Below are 15,426 nucleotides of genomic sequence, written 5' to 3'. Positions count from 1 at the left end.
CAAGCGATGCGCGGCATTGCGGCCGCGATCCGGAGAAGAGAATGACCGATATCCGTTTCCATAAGAACGATCTGCCGGACCTCACCCGCTACAATGTGGGGGCAGTGGCCATCGACACGGAAACGCTGGGGCTCAACCCGCATCGCGACCGGCTCTGCGTGGTGCAGATCTCGCCCGGCGACGGCAGCGCCGACGTCATCCAGATCGCACCCGGCCAGAAGAAGGCGCCGAACCTTGTCAGCCTGCTCAGGAACCGCGCGATCACCAAGCTGTTCCATTACGGCCGTTTCGACATCGCCGTGCTCTACCACGCCTTTGGCGTGATGGCGGAGCCGGTGTTCTGCACCAAGATCGCGTCGCGGCTCACCCGCACCTATACCGACCGGCATGGGCTGAAGGATCTCTGCAACGAATTGCTCGGCATCGGCCTGTCCAAGGCGCAGCAATCCTCCGACTGGGCGGCGGAAACGCTCTCGCCCGAGCAGCTCGACTATGCCGCCTCCGACGTGCTTTACCTGCACCGCCTACGCGAGGTTCTTGCGGCGCGCCTGGCGCGCGAAAACCGCACCAAGGAGGCGGACGCCTGCTTCCGTTTCCTGCCGACGCGCGCCAAGCTCGACCTGATGGGCTGGGCGGAGGAAGACATCTTCGCGCATAGCTGACGGAAGGCGGCGCGTCGAAAGGACGTTGGAGCCGGTCTATTGGGGGGCCGGTTCGTGGAGGGAGTGAGATGGCAGAGCGTAAACCGATAGAAAGCGCGCCGAAGGACGGCTCGAAAGTCACCATCCTGTGGAAGGACGGCGACGGCGTCGTCAACGAGTCCATCGGCCAGTATCGCGACGGCGGCTGGTGGGTCTACACCGACAGCGACACGCAAAGGAAGGTCGATCCGACGAGCTGGCGTCCGGCCTCCGATGACGACGACCAGTAGGCCGCCTGCAGGCTTCAAAGCGGGCCTCGACCGAACCAAGGGGACGCAATGAGGCAGAACACGCTCTATCTCATCATCGGTGTGCTGATCGCGGTGATCATCGCGCTCGGCATCTATGTCTATCGCGAGCACACCAAGCCGAAAGGCGTCGAGCTCAAGATCGACGACAAGGGGATTTCGATCCAGCAGAATTGACCATGCTGGCCGGGGCAGGCCGGCGCCGTGAGGGACCAGACTGGCTTTGCGAGACGACATTGCGCCGGGGGGATTTCGGCCGGAGATACAGGGGCTGCGCGGGCTTGCCGTAGCCTTTGTGGTGATCTTCCACATCTGGCCGGCAGCGCTTCCCGGCGGCTATGTCGGGGTCGACATCTTCTTCGTCATCTCCGGCTTCCTCATCACTGGCCTGCTCGCGCGCATGGCGCTCAGCGAAGACGGCATCTCGCTTATCGGCTTTTACACGCGCCGGGTCAGGCGGCTGTTGCCGGCGGCGGTCGTCGCGCTCCTGGTCACGCTTGCGGGAACGCTGCTGTTCGTGTCGGACGCATGGTGGGAAGAAACCGCCAGGCAGGTGATCGCAAGCGCGCTCTACGTGCAGAACTGGCGGCTTGCCGAGCAGGCCGTGGATTATCTTGGCGCCCAGGACGCGCCGAGCCCCGTCCAGCATTTCTGGTCGCTTTCGATCGAGGAGCAGTTCTACATCGTCTGGCCGGTGCTGATGATCGCGGCGCTATGGTGGGCCAGGCGCCGCGGACATTCACCCGTGCAAATGCTCACCTTCGTGCTCGGCGTGGTCATGGCGGGCTCGCTCGCGGCTTCCGTCGCCCTTACCCGAGCCGATCCTGCATGGGCCTATTTCGTCACCCACACCAGGGTCTGGGAGCTGGCCCTTGGGGGATTGCTGGCACTGACGCTCGATCGGTTCCGTCCGAGCGCGCATATAAGGAATGCGATGGCTGTCGCCGGCATGCTGGCGGCACTTGCATCGGCGGCGCTGTTTTCAAGGTCGACCGATTTTCCAGGCTTCAAGGCGCTGCTGCCGACGCTCGGCGCGGCTCTGGTCATTGCGGCAGGCAGCGTGCGCATGGGCCGCTTCCGTGGCCTGGACACCGCCGCGCTGCGCTATATCGGCGATCGCTCCTATTCGATCTATCTGTGGCATTGGCCGCTGATCATATTCTATGTGGCGCAGCGCGGCCCGGTCGGCCTGGTCGATGGCGTTCTCATCATCATCGCCACCCTGGCTGTTTCCGGTCTCTCCTACCGCTTCGTCGAACAGCCCTATCGCCATTCGCGCTCGTCGCTGGCATGGCGGCCGCTGATCGACGGCACGCTGGCGGTGGGGTTGTGCGTGGCGGCGGCCGGCGGACTCGTCTATGTCGTCGACCGGCAGCCCATCGACACCAGCCTGATCGGGACGCCGAATTATCCGGGACCCGCGGCCTTGCTGGCGAACGCCGTCGTCCCCCAGGGCGTCAAGCCGCTGCCCCCCTTGAGCAAGATCGGCAGCGACGTGCCGGTCATCTACAAGATGAAATGCCATCGGGAGCAGAGGAGCATCGACGCGACGGGTTGCCAGCTCGGGGACCCGACGGGGACGAGGACCATCGTCGTAATGGGCGATTCCCACGCGGCGCAATGGGTGCCGGCAGTCGACAAAATAGCCAAGGACAGAAAATGGAAGCTCGTCACCTTCACCAAGGCGGCCTGCCCGGTGACCCGGGTCACCATCCTCGACGACGGCAAACCGTATGAGCAATGCGCGCTGTGGCGGGAGAAGGTTCTCGCCGAAATTGCGAAATTGAAGCCCGATCTCGTGATCACTAGCCAGAGCAACTATACCGGCGTGGCGCAGGACGCGATGATCGAAGGATTGCGCAGCGTCTGGAGCGAACTCACCGGCGCGGGCGTGCGCGTCGTCGCCATCCGCAACACACCGTTCAGCCTGTTCGATCCGCGCGATTGCCTCAGAACCGATCCGGGCAAATGTGTCAATCCGCGCAGCGAGGTCGAACGCGAAAACATCTACGCGCTCGCCGCTCAGTCCGTGGCGGGGGTGAGCGTGGTCGACATGAACGATGCGCTATGCGGCAAGGACAGCTGCCCGGCGGTGGTCGGCAACATCGTCGTGCTGCGCGACAACCATCATCTCACGGCAAGCTATGCCCTGGCGCTGGCGCCCTATCTGGCCAAGGCAGCGGGTCTTTGAGCAACCGTCTACCGGCAATGGCATCCTGCAGGCCGCCTGCGCGATGCTGGTAAGACAGCCAGATTCAGAAAATCGTAAGGGTTTTCAAAAGCCTGCATAAACCCTGCTTTAACCCGCCTTTAAACCGCCGCATCTAGTCTTCAACCCGAACGCCATCGGCATCGGGGACAGACAGCAAGAGCGCATGGCGAACCGCAGAGACAGTCGCATCGAACCGAGCTTCGAGGGATCGCCGCGCGCGAAATCCTCCGATGGTTTTTCGGTGAGCGAGGAGGATCGCGTCGTGCCGCGCACCCGCAAACCCGCTGCAAAGGGCAGATCCGCAAAGAAATCACGCAGTCGCGGCCGCGATCGCAACCGGCGCGGGCTGCTCGGCATCGCCACGCGCCTGGTCTACTGGTGCTTCGTGCTCTGCATATGGGGCGGCATCGCGGCGGCCGGCATCATCGTCTATTACGGCGCCAAGATGCCAGCGGCGACGACGTGGTCGGTCCCGGACCGTGCGCCGAACATCAAGATCGTCTCGGTCGATGGGCAGCTTATCGCCAATCGCGGCGCGTCGGGCGGCGAGGCCGTCGGCCTGCACGAAATGTCGCCCTATATCCCCGAGGCCGTGGTCGCCATCGAGGACCGGCGCTTCTATTCGCATTTCGGCATCGACCCGATCGGCCTGTCGCGCGCCATTGTCACCAATCTCGTCGGCGGGCATTTCTCGCAAGGCGGCTCGACGCTGACGCAGCAGCTGGCCAAGAACCTGTTCCTGACGCCGGACCGCACGCTGGAGCGCAAGGTGCAGGAAGTGCTGCTGGCGCTCTGGCTCGAGCACAAGCACAGCAAGGACCAGATCCTCGAAATGTACCTCAACCGGGTCTATTTCGGTTCGGGCGCCTATGGTGTCGAGGCGGCCTCGCGGCGCTATTTCGGCAAGAGCGCGCGCGACGTCACGCTTTCGGAAGCGGCGTTGCTGGCGGGCCTGCTCAAGGCGCCGTCCAAGCTGTCGCCGGCGCGCGACCCGAAGGCGGCCGAGGAGCGGGCGCAGCTCGTGCTCGCGGCCATGCGCGAGACAGGCAAGATCAGCGACAAGGAATATAAGACCGCGCTGAGCGCACCGGCGACCCGCGCGCCATCCTATTGGACCGGCTCAGAAAACTACGTCGCCGACACGGTGATGGACGAGCTTCCGGACCTGATCGGCGACGTGCGCGGCGACATCGTCATCAACACCACCGTCGACCTCAACCTGCAGAAGCTCGCCGAACAGTCGATCCGCCGGCTGATCGACGAGAGCGGCAAGAAGCTCAATGTCAGCCAAGGCGCGCTGGTGTCGATCGACGATTCCGGCGCAGTGCGCGCCATGGTCGGCGGCTATGATTATTCGACGAGCCAGTTCGACCGCGCCTCGGAAGCGCGCCGCCAGCCGGGCTCCGCCTTCAAGCCCTTCGTCTACATGGCGGCGCTGGAAGCCGGCCGCACGCCCGACAGCATCCGCAACGACGCGCCGATCAGGATCGGCAAATGGACGCCGGACAATTACGGTGGCAAATATTACGGCAAGGTCACGCTGGCGACGGCTCTGGCCAAGTCGCTCAACTCGGTGGCGGCACAGCTCACCATGGAAGTCGGCCCCGACGCCGTGGTCGAGGCCGCGCATCGCATGGGCATCCAGTCCGACCTGCAGGCCAACACCTCGATCGCGCTCGGCACCTCGGAGGTGACGCCGCTGGAATTGACGTCGGCCTATGTGCCCTTCGCCAATGGCGGCTACAAGCCGGACATCCATTTCATCCAGCGCATCACCACTGCCAACGGCAAGGTGCTCTACGAGGGCACCACCGGCAGCGCGCCGCGCGTCATCAAGGCCGATATCGTCGGCATGATGAACTCGATGATGACCGGCACCGTCGAGGTCGGCACTGCCAAGAAGGCGGCATTCAACTGGCCTTCGGCCGGCAAGACCGGCACCAGCCAGAACTCGCGCGATGCCTGGTTCGTCGGCTACACCGCCAACCTCACCACCGGCGTATGGTTCGGCAATGACGACGGCAGCCCGATGAAGAAGGTCACCGGCGGCGCCTTGCCGGCGCAGGCCTGGCATGAATTCATGGTGGCCGCGCATGAAGGCGTGCCGGTCAGGCCGCTGCCCGGCACCTGGAAGTCGACGCCGTCCGATACGATCGTGCCCGACGAGATCCCGTCGGCGGACGCCTCGCAGCCGCCTGCGGCGCCGCCGGCCGCCGTCGGCCAGCCGGCGCCCGCCGCCCAGGCCCCTGCGCCGGCACGGCAGGCGCGTCCGGCCCAGACGGTCGATGCTGACGGCTTCGGCATGCCGAGCGATGGCGGCACCACCGCCTCGGTTGGGCATCCGGTGCCGCCCGGCGATGTCGGCGGACCGAAGAAAAGGCGGCAGACCTCGATCCTCGACATATTGAGCGGGGGCTGAAGCGGCACTTCGCCTCTCGCAATGGCTGCCGCCTTCGGCTACATGTCCGGCCGGAGATAGAACCATGGCCGAGACCGACAGCAGAAAAACCATCGTGCTCACCGGCGCCAGCCGGGGGATCGGCCATGCGACGGTGAAGCGCTTTTCGCGCGAAGGCTGGCGGGTCATCACCTGTTCGCGCCAGGCCTTTGCCGAGGACTGCCCATGGCCGGCCGGCCCCGAGGATCACATCAAGGTCGATCTCGCCGACCAGGAGGATGTCGGCATCGCCATTTCGGAAATCCGCCACCGGCTGGAAGCGCATGGCGGGCAGCTGCATGCGCTGGTCAACAATGCCGGCATCTCGCCGAAGCTGAAGGACGGCAGCCGGATGAATTCGATCGACACGCCGATGCATGTCTGGCGCGACGTGTTCCAGGTCAATTTCTTCGCGCCGATCATGCTGGCGAGAGGTCTGTTCAAGGAATTGGCCGCCGCCAGGGGCTCGATCGTCAACGTCACCTCGATCGCCGGGACGCGCGTCCATCCGTTCGCCGGTACGGCCTATGCAACATCGAAGGCGGCGCTCGGCTCGCTGACGCGCGAGATGGCGCATGACTTCGGCCCGCACGGCATCCGCGTCAACGCGATCGCGCCAGGCGAGATCGACACCGCGATCCTGTCGCCCGGCACGGACAGAATAGTCGAAACGATCCCGCTGAGAAGGCTGGGCGCCACGTCGGAAGTGGCCGACATCATCTACTTCCTGTGCTCGGGCCAGTCGTCGTACGTGACCGGCTCGGAAATCCACATCAATGGCGGCCAGCACGTGTGAGCGGCGGCTGACGTCAAGCCACAGTGAGGACAGCCTTGCCGCTGAAGCTGCGCTGTCTGAGCGCGTCCAGGGCCTGGCCGATGTCCGCCCACGGCACGGTCATGGCCACGCGGGTTTCCAGCCTGCCGGCCGCAACCAAGTCAAGCAGCCAGGCGATGTCGGCGCCGATGGCCGAACCGGACGTGTAGTAGGCGAAAGTCTGCAGCTTCGCGCCCTCGTGGCCCGGAACGAACTGACGGAATCCGATCGGCGTGAGCTCGCCGCTGCTCGAGCCGAACATGACGATCGTTCCGCCCGGGGCGACGCGCTCGATCGCGGCGGCGAGGCTTTTGCCGCCGACCGACTCGGTGATCAGCGAAAAGGGTCCCTCGGCTAGGTCGATGGACTCCACGACCTGCCCGGCGCCCAGGTTGCGAAGATCATCGTGATGCCGGGCAGAGGCGATCGCTGTCACCGAAGCGCCTTGCTCTCGGGCGATCTGGATCTGGAAGCGGCCGACCGCGCCGCTTGCGCCGGTGATCAGGACCCGCTGACCTGCCAGGTTTCCGCCATGGCGCAAGGTCCTCAGCGCCGTCGTGCCCGCCACCGGCAGCGTGGCGGCGGAGGCGAAGCTGACAGCGTCGGGTATGACGGCGAGGCGGTCGGTCGGAACGGCGACATGTTCGGCCCAGCCGGCCTGGTCGACCAAGGCCGCGACGCGCATGCCCGCGGCCGGGCCTGAGCCGTCGGCCGCCGCGCGTTCGACAAAGCCGACGATGTCCTGGCCGGGTATCCAGCCATCGGGGCGGATGGGGAGCAGGCGCAGCTCGCCACGATTCAATGATGTTGAATGAACTCTCACCAATGCTTCATTCGGGTTGCAGTTTGGTCCGTCGGCCTCGATGAGCTTCAGCCGGTTGGGGCTGGTGGAAGAGATAGTGAGAGCAAGCATAGGTCCACCTTTGAAATTGACGCCTGGGAGACGCGATCGGCTACGACGGAAGGGCTTAAACTATCGACTTTTGTGTTCGAAAAATTTAGAGATAAGACCAAATGATCGCCAAAAGACGTCAAGGATGAGACAGCCACTCCGCTGGCCCTGGCTGGATTTCGACGTCGATCAGGTGGCCGCGCCGGCGATCGCCGTTGGCGTCGATGTCACCGAGACCAGGGCCGAGGTGCGCGAGCATTGGCATCGCAAGGGGCAACTGGTCTTCGCGCTCGGCGGCGCCGTCACCTGCCGCGTTCCGAACGGGCTCTGGATGGTGCCGCCGCATTGCGGCGTGTGGATTCCCGGCAGCATGCGCCACAGCAACACCGCGACGGCCAACGCGCGGATTTTCTTCGTCTATATCGAGCCGGGGGCCGCCAACCTGCCGGATCGATGCTGCACGCTTTCGATCTCGCCGCTGCTGCGCGAGGTAATCATCGAGCTGTCGGAGTGCGCGCCGGACGATGCGCGATGCGGTTTCCTGGGAGGCGTCCTGCTCGCCGAGCTGCCGCTTATGCCTGTGCAGCACTTGCACCTGCCGATCTCGGCCGAGCCGCGGCTGCGCCGGATCGTCGAAGCTCTTGCCGACGACCCCGCCGATCGCGGCACGCTGGCGCAGTGGGCGGATCGCGTGGCGCTGAGCGAAAGCAGCCTGGCGCGTCTTGTCGTCAAGGAGACGGGCTTGAGCTTCGGCCGCTGGCGCCAGCAACTGAACCTGATCGTCGCGCTCAGGGAACTGTCCGCCGGAGCCAGCGTGCAGCAGGTGTCGGGCGATCTCGGCTATCAATCCGTCACCGCCTTCATCACCATGTTCAAGAAGGCGCTGGGCAAGCCACCGGCGAAATACCTTGGTGATATTGCGCGGAACGGCAGTTCCGCCTTCGTCGCCTGACGCGCGTCAAGCGGGCTGCGGATCGACCCTCAGGGAGGGCGGCCCGGCTGAATCGGCGGTTCTGCCGATCACCACCTCGACGATCCCCCGCGCGATCTCGCGCTCGCCCATGATCACGGTGTCGGCGCCCAACCCTTTCAGGTGCTCGACCTCGGCGTCGGAATGAGCACGGGCAACGACGTTGATCGCCGGATTGGCCGCGCGGGCCCTGAGCACGACCTGCCCTGCCTCGAAGGCATTGGGGATGGCGAGGATCAGCCGTTTCGCGCCTTCGGGATTGGCGGCCGCGAAGACATCCGCATTGGCGGCATTGCCCGCGACGGTCTCGACGCCGTCATCGCGCAGCTTGGCTAACGTCTTGTCGGCATCCTCTATCACCAGGAAGGGCAGGGCGGCTTCTTTCAACGCCGCGCCTACAAGACTGCCGACGCGACCATAACCGATCAGGATGGAATGGCCGGCAAGCGCAGTCCGGGGCGGCGGGCCGTCTTCCTTTCCTGGCGTTGCCTGGACCGAAGCGACCTGGCCTGGCTCGGTCGCCGGGCCGATCGGCTTTGCCTCCTCGGGAGTAGCTGTCTTGCCGGCGCGCTTTTCCAGCCAGGGCTTCATCCAGTCGACAAGGAGGAACATCAGCGGATTGAGCAGGATCGACAGGATTGCGCCGGCCAGGATCAGGTCACGGCCCTGTTCGGGCAGCAATTTCAGCCCGACGCCGAGATCGGCCAGGATGAAGGAGAATTCGCCGATCTGGGCAAGGCTCGCCGAAATCATCAGCGCGGTTGCGATCGGATAGCGGAAGGCGACCACGATGACGAAAGCCGCAATCGACTTGCCGATGACGATGATGGCCAGGGTGGCGACGATAGGCAGGCCGTTGCTGATCAGGCTGAAGGGGTCGAACAGCATGCCGACCGAGACGAAGAACAGCACCGAGAAGGCGTCGCGCAGCGGCAGCGATTCTTCGGCCGCGCGGTGGCTGAGCTCGGATTCGCTCATGATCATGCCGGCGAAGAAGGCACCGAGCGCCAGCGAGACGCCGAACAGCTTCGCCGCGCCGAAGGCGACGCCGAGCGCGATCGCAAGCACCGAGAGCCGGAACAATTCCCGGGAGCCGGTGTGGGCGACGTAATGCAGGATCCACGGGATGACCCTGCGGCCGACCACCAGCATGACGACGACGAAGGCGGCGACCTTGGCGAATGTTGCGCCGACCACGCCCCATAGGCCGTAGCTGGCGGGCAGCGAAAGCAAGCTCGCATGGTCTTCGACCTGCGGCTGGCCGCCAAGCACGCCGGCGAGCGCGGGCAACAGCACCAGCGCCAGCACCATGGCCAGATCCTCGACGATCAGCCAGCCGACGGCGATGCGGCCACGCTCGGTCTCGATCAGCCGCCGCTCCTGCATGGCGCGCAAAAGCACCACGGTCGAGGCGACCGAAAGCGCCAGGCCGAAGACCAGGCCGGCGCCCAGCGACCAGCCGAGCAGCCAGGCGAGCCCGACGCCAAGCAGGGTGGCCAAGCCGATCTGCACGATCGCGCCCGGCACGGCGATGGCACGGACGGACAGAAGGTCCTTGAGCGAAAAATGCAGGCCGACGCCGAACATCAAAAGGATGACGCCGATCTCCGCGAGCTCGTTGGCGAGGCTGGCGTCGGCGACGAACCCCGGCGTGTTCGGGCCGACCAGGACGCCGGCGACAAGATAGCCGACGAGTGGCGGGATGCGGAAACGGTTGGCTAACGCCCCGAAGATGAATGCAAGCCCCAGACCGGCGACGATGGTGGCGATAAGGGGCGTGTCATGCGGCATTGTCTATGGAGCGCCTTTCGAAATTCACCATGTCGGATGGGCGCTCGCCGAGGCTGTCGCCTCCGGCAATATGGTTGAGGGAGCGGCGATGATGCAACCATCGTCGCGCAGAAATCGACGCTGAAGCAGGGCGCCGACCGGAAAATCGGCGCACCGCCGACAAAGAGAGAGTTTTGGGACCCCGAAGCTGCTTTGCTTCCGCGGATTTATGCCGCCTGCAGAAGGGTTTCGATGTCGGCAACGGTATGGTTGGTGAGCGTCTTGGGGATTTCGGCCTGCACCCTCTCGCTGACTTCCTTGTGCAGTTTCTGGCGCATCTCGCCAAGCACCTGCGGTGGCGCGATCAGCACAACCGCGTCGAATGCGCCGCGATGCGCAAGCTTGTAGAGCCGGTCAGCTATCTCGACAGCGAAGCGCTCCTTGCCGAGACGGTGCCAATCGGTTTCTTCGACGGCGCTGCGGGGACCCTCGTTGCTCTGGCGGCCCGGCTTGTCGCTGCCTTGCTCGCGCGTTGCGGGGTTTTCCTGTTCCATTTCCTGCACCACTTCCAGATTCGGGAACTTGCTGTCTCCCTGGTTGCGCAGGAAGAGTGCCTTCTCGCCATCGGCCACGACGACCCACAATCCGTGCTTCAGCTTGACGCTCATGACCTTCCTCCTTGCTTGCATTGTTGTCGATCGACGGCACTCCGGATCGACAGGATGATCGCTAGGCAAACGAGCCGCGGAGCATGATTGTTCCGATCTCGCGGTGACGCCTCGACTGCAATCGCCAGACGAGGCTGGTCCCGAGCGGTAAGGCTTTAATCTACTAGGTTAGTAGAATTTAGAAAAAACTATTTTGCCGCTTTCCCGATGCGGTGCTAAAAATTGCGTCGGATCAAGGCGATTCCTCACGCCGCTCTGACCGTCTCATTCTTAAAGTAGAATTTTTTTCTCTTGCTCTTCGCGGCTGCGAAAAAGCGATTGCCTGCCGTTCGGCGGCGCGCGAGTGCTTGCCTTCTGGTTTTTGGCCAGTCCGCGTAAAACTGCCAAACTGTTTCAGTATTGCTCGCCGCCATGTCGCCAACCAACACCAAGCTCGATGCCTTTCCCGTCTTCATGCGGGTCGACGGCGAGGCCGTAGCCATCGTCGGCAATGGCGAGGAAGCGCTTGTCAAGGCCAGGCTGCTTTCGCAGTCGAGCGCGGTGCTGCGCATCATTGCCGACAATGCCGGCGGCGGTCTGTCGGATTTCATCGCATCGACCGGCGCCGTTCATATCGACGCCGCCTATGAGGCCGCGCATCTCCACGGTGCGGCACTGGTGTTCGCCGCGAGTGGCGACGAGGCGCTCGATCGCCGCGTCGCCGAGGACGCGCGCCGGCTGGGCATTGCGGTCAATGCCGTAGATCGGCCCGAGCTTTGCGATTTCTTCACGCCGGCGCTGGTCAATCGGGCGCCGGTGGCGGTCGCCATCGGCACCGAAGGCGCCGGACCAGTGCTGGCGCAGATGCTGCGCGGGCGCATCGATCGCATGCTGTCGCCGTCGCTCGGCCGGCTGGCAGCACTTGCCGCGTCGTTCCGTGCCGCCGCCGAGAGCCTGCCGAAAGGCAATCGCCGCCGCCGCTTCTGGAGCGATTTCTTCGCCGGCGCGCCGGCCAAGGCCATCGAAGCCGGCGAACTCGCCGCGGCCCATGGCGCGGCGCTCGAGCTTTTGGCCCAGGATGCTCCGGTCGGCGGACATATCGCGTTGGTCGGCGCCGGCCCGGGCGCGGAGGATCTTCTGACCTTGCGCGCGCATCGGCTGCTGATGGAGGCAGATGCCATCGTCTATGACGCGCTGGTGCCGGAGGCGATCGTCGCCATGGGCCGCCGGGACGCCGAGCGCCTGCCGGTGGGAAAGCGCAAGGGCTGCCATTCCAAGAGCCAGGAAGAGATCAATGCGATGCTCATCGAGCTCGGCCGCGCCGGCAAGCGCGTGGTGCGGCTGAAGTCCGGCGACCCATTGGTGTTCGGACGCGCCGGCGAGGAAATGGCGGCGCTGCGCGAGGCCGGGATCGCCTATGAGGTGGTTCCGGGCGTCACCGCTGCCTTCGCCGCCGCCGCCGATTTCGAACTGCCGCTGACGCTGCGCGGTGTTTCATCCTCGATGGTGTTCACCACCGGCCACGACCTCAAGGGCAACTCGCTGCCGGACTGGGCAAAGCTTGCCATCTCCGGCGCGACGGTCGCCGTCTATATGGGCCGTTCGGTCGCGGCGGAAGTCGCTGGACGGCTGATCGAAGCCGGGCTGTCGCCGGACACCGCCGTCGCCGTCGTCGAGAATGCCAGCCTCGGCAATCGTCGCCGCTTCCACGGCACGCTCGCCGACCTGCCGTCGCTGGAAGAGCGCGCCGACCTCACCGGTCCGGTGATGACGATCATCGGCGATGCCATCGCCGGCGCCAATTTCGAACAATCGGAGCCGCTCGCGGCCCATAAGCATGAGGACACGGCTTCAGCCGTCGCCGAAGGAGTTCAACCATGAAGGTACTGACCGCGAACAGGCTCTCCGACGGCATCGCCGTCTGGTACGCCGATGGCGGCTGGGCGGAGACCGTCGGTCATGCCGATGTCGCGCATGACAAGGCGGCGGAGGACCGGCTGGAAGCGATCGGCGCCGCGGCCGCCGCCAACAATGAAGTCCTGGACGTCAATGTGATCGACGTAACCATTGTCGATGGCTTGGTCGAGCCGGTGCGGCTGCGCGAGAAGATCCGCGCTGCGGGCCCGACCATCCACCCCGACCTCGGCAAGCAAGCGGGCCCGCAAGCGGCACGAGCCGCTTAAATCCAAGCAAGGCAACGGGCGGACGCGCCCGGAAAGACGAAGCATGTACCGTTACGACGAGTTCGACCACGATTTCGTTCAGGCCAGAGTGGCCGAGTTCAGCGACCAGGTGAAGCGCCGGCTTGCCGGCGAGATCACCGAGGACCAGTTCCGGCCGCTCAGGCTGATGAACGGCGTATACCTGCAACTGCATGCCTATATGCTGCGCATCGCGGTGCCCTACGGCACGCTGAACAGCCGGCAATTGCGCATGCTCGCCCATATCGCGCGCAAATACGACAAGGGCTACGGCCACTTCACCACGCGCCAGAACCTGCAGTTCCACTGGCCGGCGCTCGCCGACGTTCCGGCGATCCTGGCCGATCTCGCCAGCGTCGAGATGCATTGCATCCAGACCAGCGGCAATTGCATCCGCAACGTCACCGCCGACCATTTCGCCGGAGCGGCCGCCGACGAGGTCGCCGACCCGCGCCCCTATGCGGAAATCCTGCGGCAATGGTCCTCGGTGCATCCGGAATTTTCGTACCTGCCGCGCAAGTTCAAGATCGCGGTGACAGGCGCCGAGCGTGACCGGGCCGCCATCCAGGCGCATGACATCGGTTTGCATCTGAAGAAGAACTCGGCCGGCGAGCTGGGCTTTGCCGTCTATGTCGGCGGTGGCCTGGGCCGCACGCCGATGGTCGCCAAGAAGATCCGCGACTTCCTGCCGGAAGCCGAGTTGCTGTCCTACTGCACGGCGATCCTGCGCGTGTACAACCTCTACGGCCGCCGCGACAACAAGTTCAAGGCGCGCATCAAGATTCTCGTCCATGAGACCGGCGTCGACGAAATCGTGCGGCAGATCGAGGCCGAATGGCGGCAGCTCAAGGACACCGAGCTGAAGCTGCCGGAGGCCGATATCGCGGCCATCAACGCCTATTTCGCGCCGCCGGCGCTGTCGGCCCGACCGGAAGGCGATGCCCTCGTCAAGCAAGCGCGGCTCGATTCCAAGAGCTTTTCGGAATGGCTCGGCCAGAATGTCGTGACGCATCGCCATCCCGATTATGCCGCGGTGACGATCTCGCTCAAGGGCATCGGCGAGGTGCCCGGCGACGTCACCGACAGCCAGATGGAAGCGGTCGCCGACATTGCCGAGAAATACGCCTTCGACGAGCTGCGCGTCAGCCACGAGCAGAACCTGATCCTGCCGCATGTGGCGCGCGCCGATCTCAAGGCGGTCTATGACGCGCTGGTCGAGATCGGTCTTGCGACCGCCAATTCCAACCTGATCAGCGACATCATTTCCTGCCCAGGCCTCGATTATTGCTCGCTGGCCACGGCGCGCTCCATTCCGGTGGCGCAGGAAATCTCGCGCCGCTTCGCTTCGCTGGAGCGGCAGCGCGAGATCGGCGAATTGAAGCTAAAGATCTCCGGTTGCATCAATGCCTGCGGCCACCATCATGTCGGCCATATCGGCATTCTCGGCGTCGAGAAGAAGGGTACCGAGCTCTACCAGGTGACGCTTGGCGGCTCCGCCGACGAGAACACCTCGATCGGCGAGATCATCGGCCGCGGCTTCTCCTCGGAAGAGATCACCGATGCCATCGAGCAGATCGTCGACACCTATCTCGGTCTTCGGCTCAATCCCGACGAACGTTTTATCGACGCCTACCGCCGTGTCGGTCCCGCGCCGTTCAAGGAGGCGCTCTATGCTGGCGAAACCAAGGCCGCTTGACCGCGTCGGCAGGGTCGAGACGGGCGTCGCTGCGGAAGCGGCGGGGCTCGACGCGCTGCACGGCCATCTGAAGCCGATCGAGATCATCGAGCGCGCGGCGCGTGATCTGTTTCGCGGCGAGGTCGCTGCCGTGTCGTCGTTCGGCGCGGATTCGGCGGTGCTTCTGCACATGATTTCGGAGATCGACCGTTCACTGCCTGTCATCTTCCTGGACACCGGCAAGCATTTCGAGGAGACGCTCGGCTATCGTGATGCGCTGGTGGCCGATTTCGGCCTGACCGATATAAGGGTGATCAAACCGGAGGAGGCTGCGCTCGACCGCGTTGACCCGACCGGCCGGCTGCACGAGACCGACACCGACGCCTGCTGCAACGTGCGCAAGGTCGAGCCGCTGGCGCGCGGCGTCGAGCCGTTCCGAGCCTGGTTGACCGGGCGCAAGCGCTTCCAGGCCTCGACGCGCGCGGCACTGCCCGTCTTCGAGGCGGTCGGCTCGCGCATCCGCATCAACCCGCTGGCGCACTGGACGACGTCGGACCAGGCCGACTACATGCGCGCGCATGTGCTGCGCGAAAATCCGCTGGTCGCCTATGGCTATCTCTCGATCGGCTGCTTTCCCTGCACTCAGCCGGTGCAGCCGGGCGAGGACGCGCGCAGCGGCCGCTGGGCCGGGCACGCCAAGACCGAGTGCGGCATCCATCTCTCCGGCTTGGAAAAATCGCTGACTGACGCCTCGCTTTAGAATACGCCGAATTCAGGCGAGGCCGGTCTGCAAATGGCGACTTCCTGCGCTTCCGGTGCTCGCGTACTTCAAGTACGCTCCGCTCCGGTTCTCGGAAGC

Annotated in this window: 14 protein-coding genes; 11 read left to right on the top strand and 3 right to left on the bottom strand. The window is 64.9% G+C overall.

Annotated elements, in window-relative coordinates; translation table 11 throughout:
• The first annotated feature begins 41 nt into the window (after positions 1 to 41).
• From FJW06_RS02040 to FJW06_RS02015, 6 genes are all read left to right on the top strand, one after another.
• The gene (locus FJW06_RS02040) at positions 42 to 662 is read left to right on the top strand and encodes a ribonuclease D (protein ID WP_140747205.1); all 621 of its coding nucleotides are present in this window, start codon (positions 42 to 44) and stop codon (positions 660 to 662) included.
• A 68-nt stretch (positions 663 to 730) separates the two neighbouring features.
• Positions 731 to 931, top strand: coding sequence for a hypothetical protein (locus tag FJW06_RS02035; RefSeq protein ID WP_140747203.1), 201 nt, complete (start codon positions 731 to 733; stop codon positions 929 to 931).
• A gap of 48 nt (positions 932 to 979) precedes the next feature.
• Positions 980 to 1,126 carry a hypothetical protein gene (locus tag FJW06_RS02030; RefSeq protein ID WP_040987330.1) on the top strand — a complete coding sequence of 49 codons (147 nt, stop codon included), beginning with the start codon at positions 980 to 982 and terminating at the stop codon, positions 1,124 to 1,126.
• Positions 1,127 to 1,172: 46 nt separating this feature from the next.
• The gene (locus FJW06_RS02025) at positions 1,173 to 3,140 is read left to right on the top strand and encodes an acyltransferase family protein (protein ID WP_181178107.1); all 1,968 of its coding nucleotides are present in this window, start codon (positions 1,173 to 1,175) and stop codon (positions 3,138 to 3,140) included.
• 184 nt (positions 3,141 to 3,324) lie between these two features.
• Positions 3,325 to 5,580 carry a transglycosylase domain-containing protein gene (locus FJW06_RS02020; protein ID WP_140747198.1) on the top strand — a complete coding sequence of 752 codons (2,256 nt, stop codon included), beginning with the start codon at positions 3,325 to 3,327 and terminating at the stop codon, positions 5,578 to 5,580.
• A gap of 64 nt (positions 5,581 to 5,644) precedes the next feature.
• A complete protein-coding gene (locus tag FJW06_RS02015; protein WP_140747195.1) occupies positions 5,645 to 6,394 on the top strand; it encodes an SDR family oxidoreductase in 750 nt (249 codons plus the stop codon).
• A 13-nt stretch (positions 6,395 to 6,407) separates the two neighbouring features.
• Here the strand turns inward: FJW06_RS02015 and FJW06_RS02010 are convergent, their stop codons facing one another.
• Positions 6,408 to 7,325 carry a zinc-binding dehydrogenase gene (locus FJW06_RS02010; RefSeq protein ID WP_140747191.1) on the bottom strand — a complete coding sequence of 306 codons (918 nt, stop codon included), beginning with the start codon at positions 7,323 to 7,325 and terminating at the stop codon, positions 6,408 to 6,410.
• Positions 7,326 to 7,449: 124 nt separating this feature from the next.
• Between FJW06_RS02010 and FJW06_RS02005 the strand changes: the two genes are divergently transcribed.
• Positions 7,450 to 8,256 carry a helix-turn-helix transcriptional regulator gene (locus FJW06_RS02005; RefSeq protein ID WP_140747188.1) on the top strand — a complete coding sequence of 269 codons (807 nt, stop codon included), beginning with the start codon at positions 7,450 to 7,452 and terminating at the stop codon, positions 8,254 to 8,256.
• 6 nt (positions 8,257 to 8,262) lie between these two features.
• Here the strand turns inward: FJW06_RS02005 and ybaL are convergent, their stop codons facing one another.
• Entirely contained in the window at positions 8,263 to 10,065 is a 1,803-nt protein-coding gene (gene ybaL, locus FJW06_RS02000) for a YbaL family putative K(+) efflux transporter (protein WP_140747185.1), read from the bottom strand.
• Positions 10,066 to 10,271: 206 nt separating this feature from the next.
• Entirely contained in the window at positions 10,272 to 10,712 is a 441-nt protein-coding gene (locus tag FJW06_RS01995; RefSeq protein ID WP_246674496.1) for a host attachment family protein, read from the bottom strand.
• A 411-nt stretch (positions 10,713 to 11,123) separates the two neighbouring features.
• Here FJW06_RS01995 and cysG point away from each other — a divergent pair, with 411 nt between their 5' ends.
• Genes cysG through FJW06_RS01975 form a run of 4 tightly spaced genes read left to right on the top strand, consistent with a single transcriptional unit; the run spans position 11,124 to position 15,327 of the window.
• Positions 11,124 to 12,572, top strand: coding sequence for a siroheme synthase CysG (gene cysG, locus FJW06_RS01990; protein WP_140747179.1), 1,449 nt, complete (start codon positions 11,124 to 11,126; stop codon positions 12,570 to 12,572).
• Positions 12,569 to 12,874: a DUF2849 domain-containing protein gene (locus FJW06_RS01985; protein ID WP_140747176.1), complete on the top strand. Its 306-nt coding sequence runs from the start codon at positions 12,569 to 12,571 to the stop codon at positions 12,872 to 12,874. Before cysG ends, FJW06_RS01985 begins: the two co-directional genes overlap by 4 nt.
• A gap of 43 nt (positions 12,875 to 12,917) precedes the next feature.
• Positions 12,918 to 14,588, top strand: a complete 1,671-nt coding sequence (locus FJW06_RS01980; RefSeq protein ID WP_140747173.1) for a nitrite/sulfite reductase — start codon at positions 12,918 to 12,920, stop codon at positions 14,586 to 14,588.
• A complete protein-coding gene (locus FJW06_RS01975) occupies positions 14,563 to 15,327 on the top strand; it encodes a phosphoadenylyl-sulfate reductase (RefSeq protein ID WP_140747170.1) in 765 nt (254 codons plus the stop codon). Before FJW06_RS01980 ends, FJW06_RS01975 begins: the two co-directional genes overlap by 26 nt.
• Positions 15,328 to 15,426 lie beyond the last annotated feature (99 nt).

Origin of the sequence: Mesorhizobium sp. B4-1-3, assembly GCF_006439355.1 — a bacterium.
Classification (GTDB): Bacteria; Pseudomonadota; Alphaproteobacteria; order Rhizobiales; family Rhizobiaceae; genus Mesorhizobium.
This window is presented reverse-complemented; position numbering and strand designations above follow the sequence as displayed.

What these genes read in the sequence shown, in the direction of transcription:
- FJW06_RS02040 (WP_140747205.1), top strand. Translation starts at nt 42, where the DNA reads ATGACCGATATCCGTTTCCATAAGAACGATCTGCCGGACCTCACCCGC.
- FJW06_RS02035 (WP_140747203.1), top strand. Translation starts at nt 731, where the DNA reads ATGGCAGAGCGTAAACCGATAGAAAGCGCGCCGAAGGACGGCTCGAAA.
- FJW06_RS02030 (WP_040987330.1), top strand. Translation starts at nt 980, where the DNA reads ATGAGGCAGAACACGCTCTATCTCATCATCGGTGTGCTGATCGCGGTG.
- FJW06_RS02020 (WP_140747198.1), top strand. Translation starts at nt 3,325, where the DNA reads ATGGCGAACCGCAGAGACAGTCGCATCGAACCGAGCTTCGAGGGATCG.
- FJW06_RS02015 (WP_140747195.1), top strand. Translation starts at nt 5,645, where the DNA reads ATGGCCGAGACCGACAGCAGAAAAACCATCGTGCTCACCGGCGCCAGC.
- FJW06_RS02010 (WP_140747191.1), bottom strand. Translation starts at nt 7,325, where the DNA reads ATGCTTGCTCTCACTATCTCTTCCACCAGCCCCAACCGGCTGAAGCTC.
- FJW06_RS02005 (WP_140747188.1), top strand. Translation starts at nt 7,450, where the DNA reads ATGAGACAGCCACTCCGCTGGCCCTGGCTGGATTTCGACGTCGATCAG.
- ybaL (WP_140747185.1), bottom strand. Translation starts at nt 10,065, where the DNA reads ATGCCGCATGACACGCCCCTTATCGCCACCATCGTCGCCGGTCTGGGG.
- FJW06_RS01995 (WP_246674496.1), bottom strand. Translation starts at nt 10,712, where the DNA reads ATGAGCGTCAAGCTGAAGCACGGATTGTGGGTCGTCGTGGCCGATGGC.
- cysG (WP_140747179.1), top strand. Translation starts at nt 11,124, where the DNA reads ATGTCGCCAACCAACACCAAGCTCGATGCCTTTCCCGTCTTCATGCGG.
- FJW06_RS01985 (WP_140747176.1), top strand. Translation starts at nt 12,569, where the DNA reads ATGAAGGTACTGACCGCGAACAGGCTCTCCGACGGCATCGCCGTCTGG.
- FJW06_RS01980 (WP_140747173.1), top strand. Translation starts at nt 12,918, where the DNA reads ATGTACCGTTACGACGAGTTCGACCACGATTTCGTTCAGGCCAGAGTG.
- FJW06_RS01975 (WP_140747170.1), top strand. Translation starts at nt 14,563, where the DNA reads ATGCTGGCGAAACCAAGGCCGCTTGACCGCGTCGGCAGGGTCGAGACG.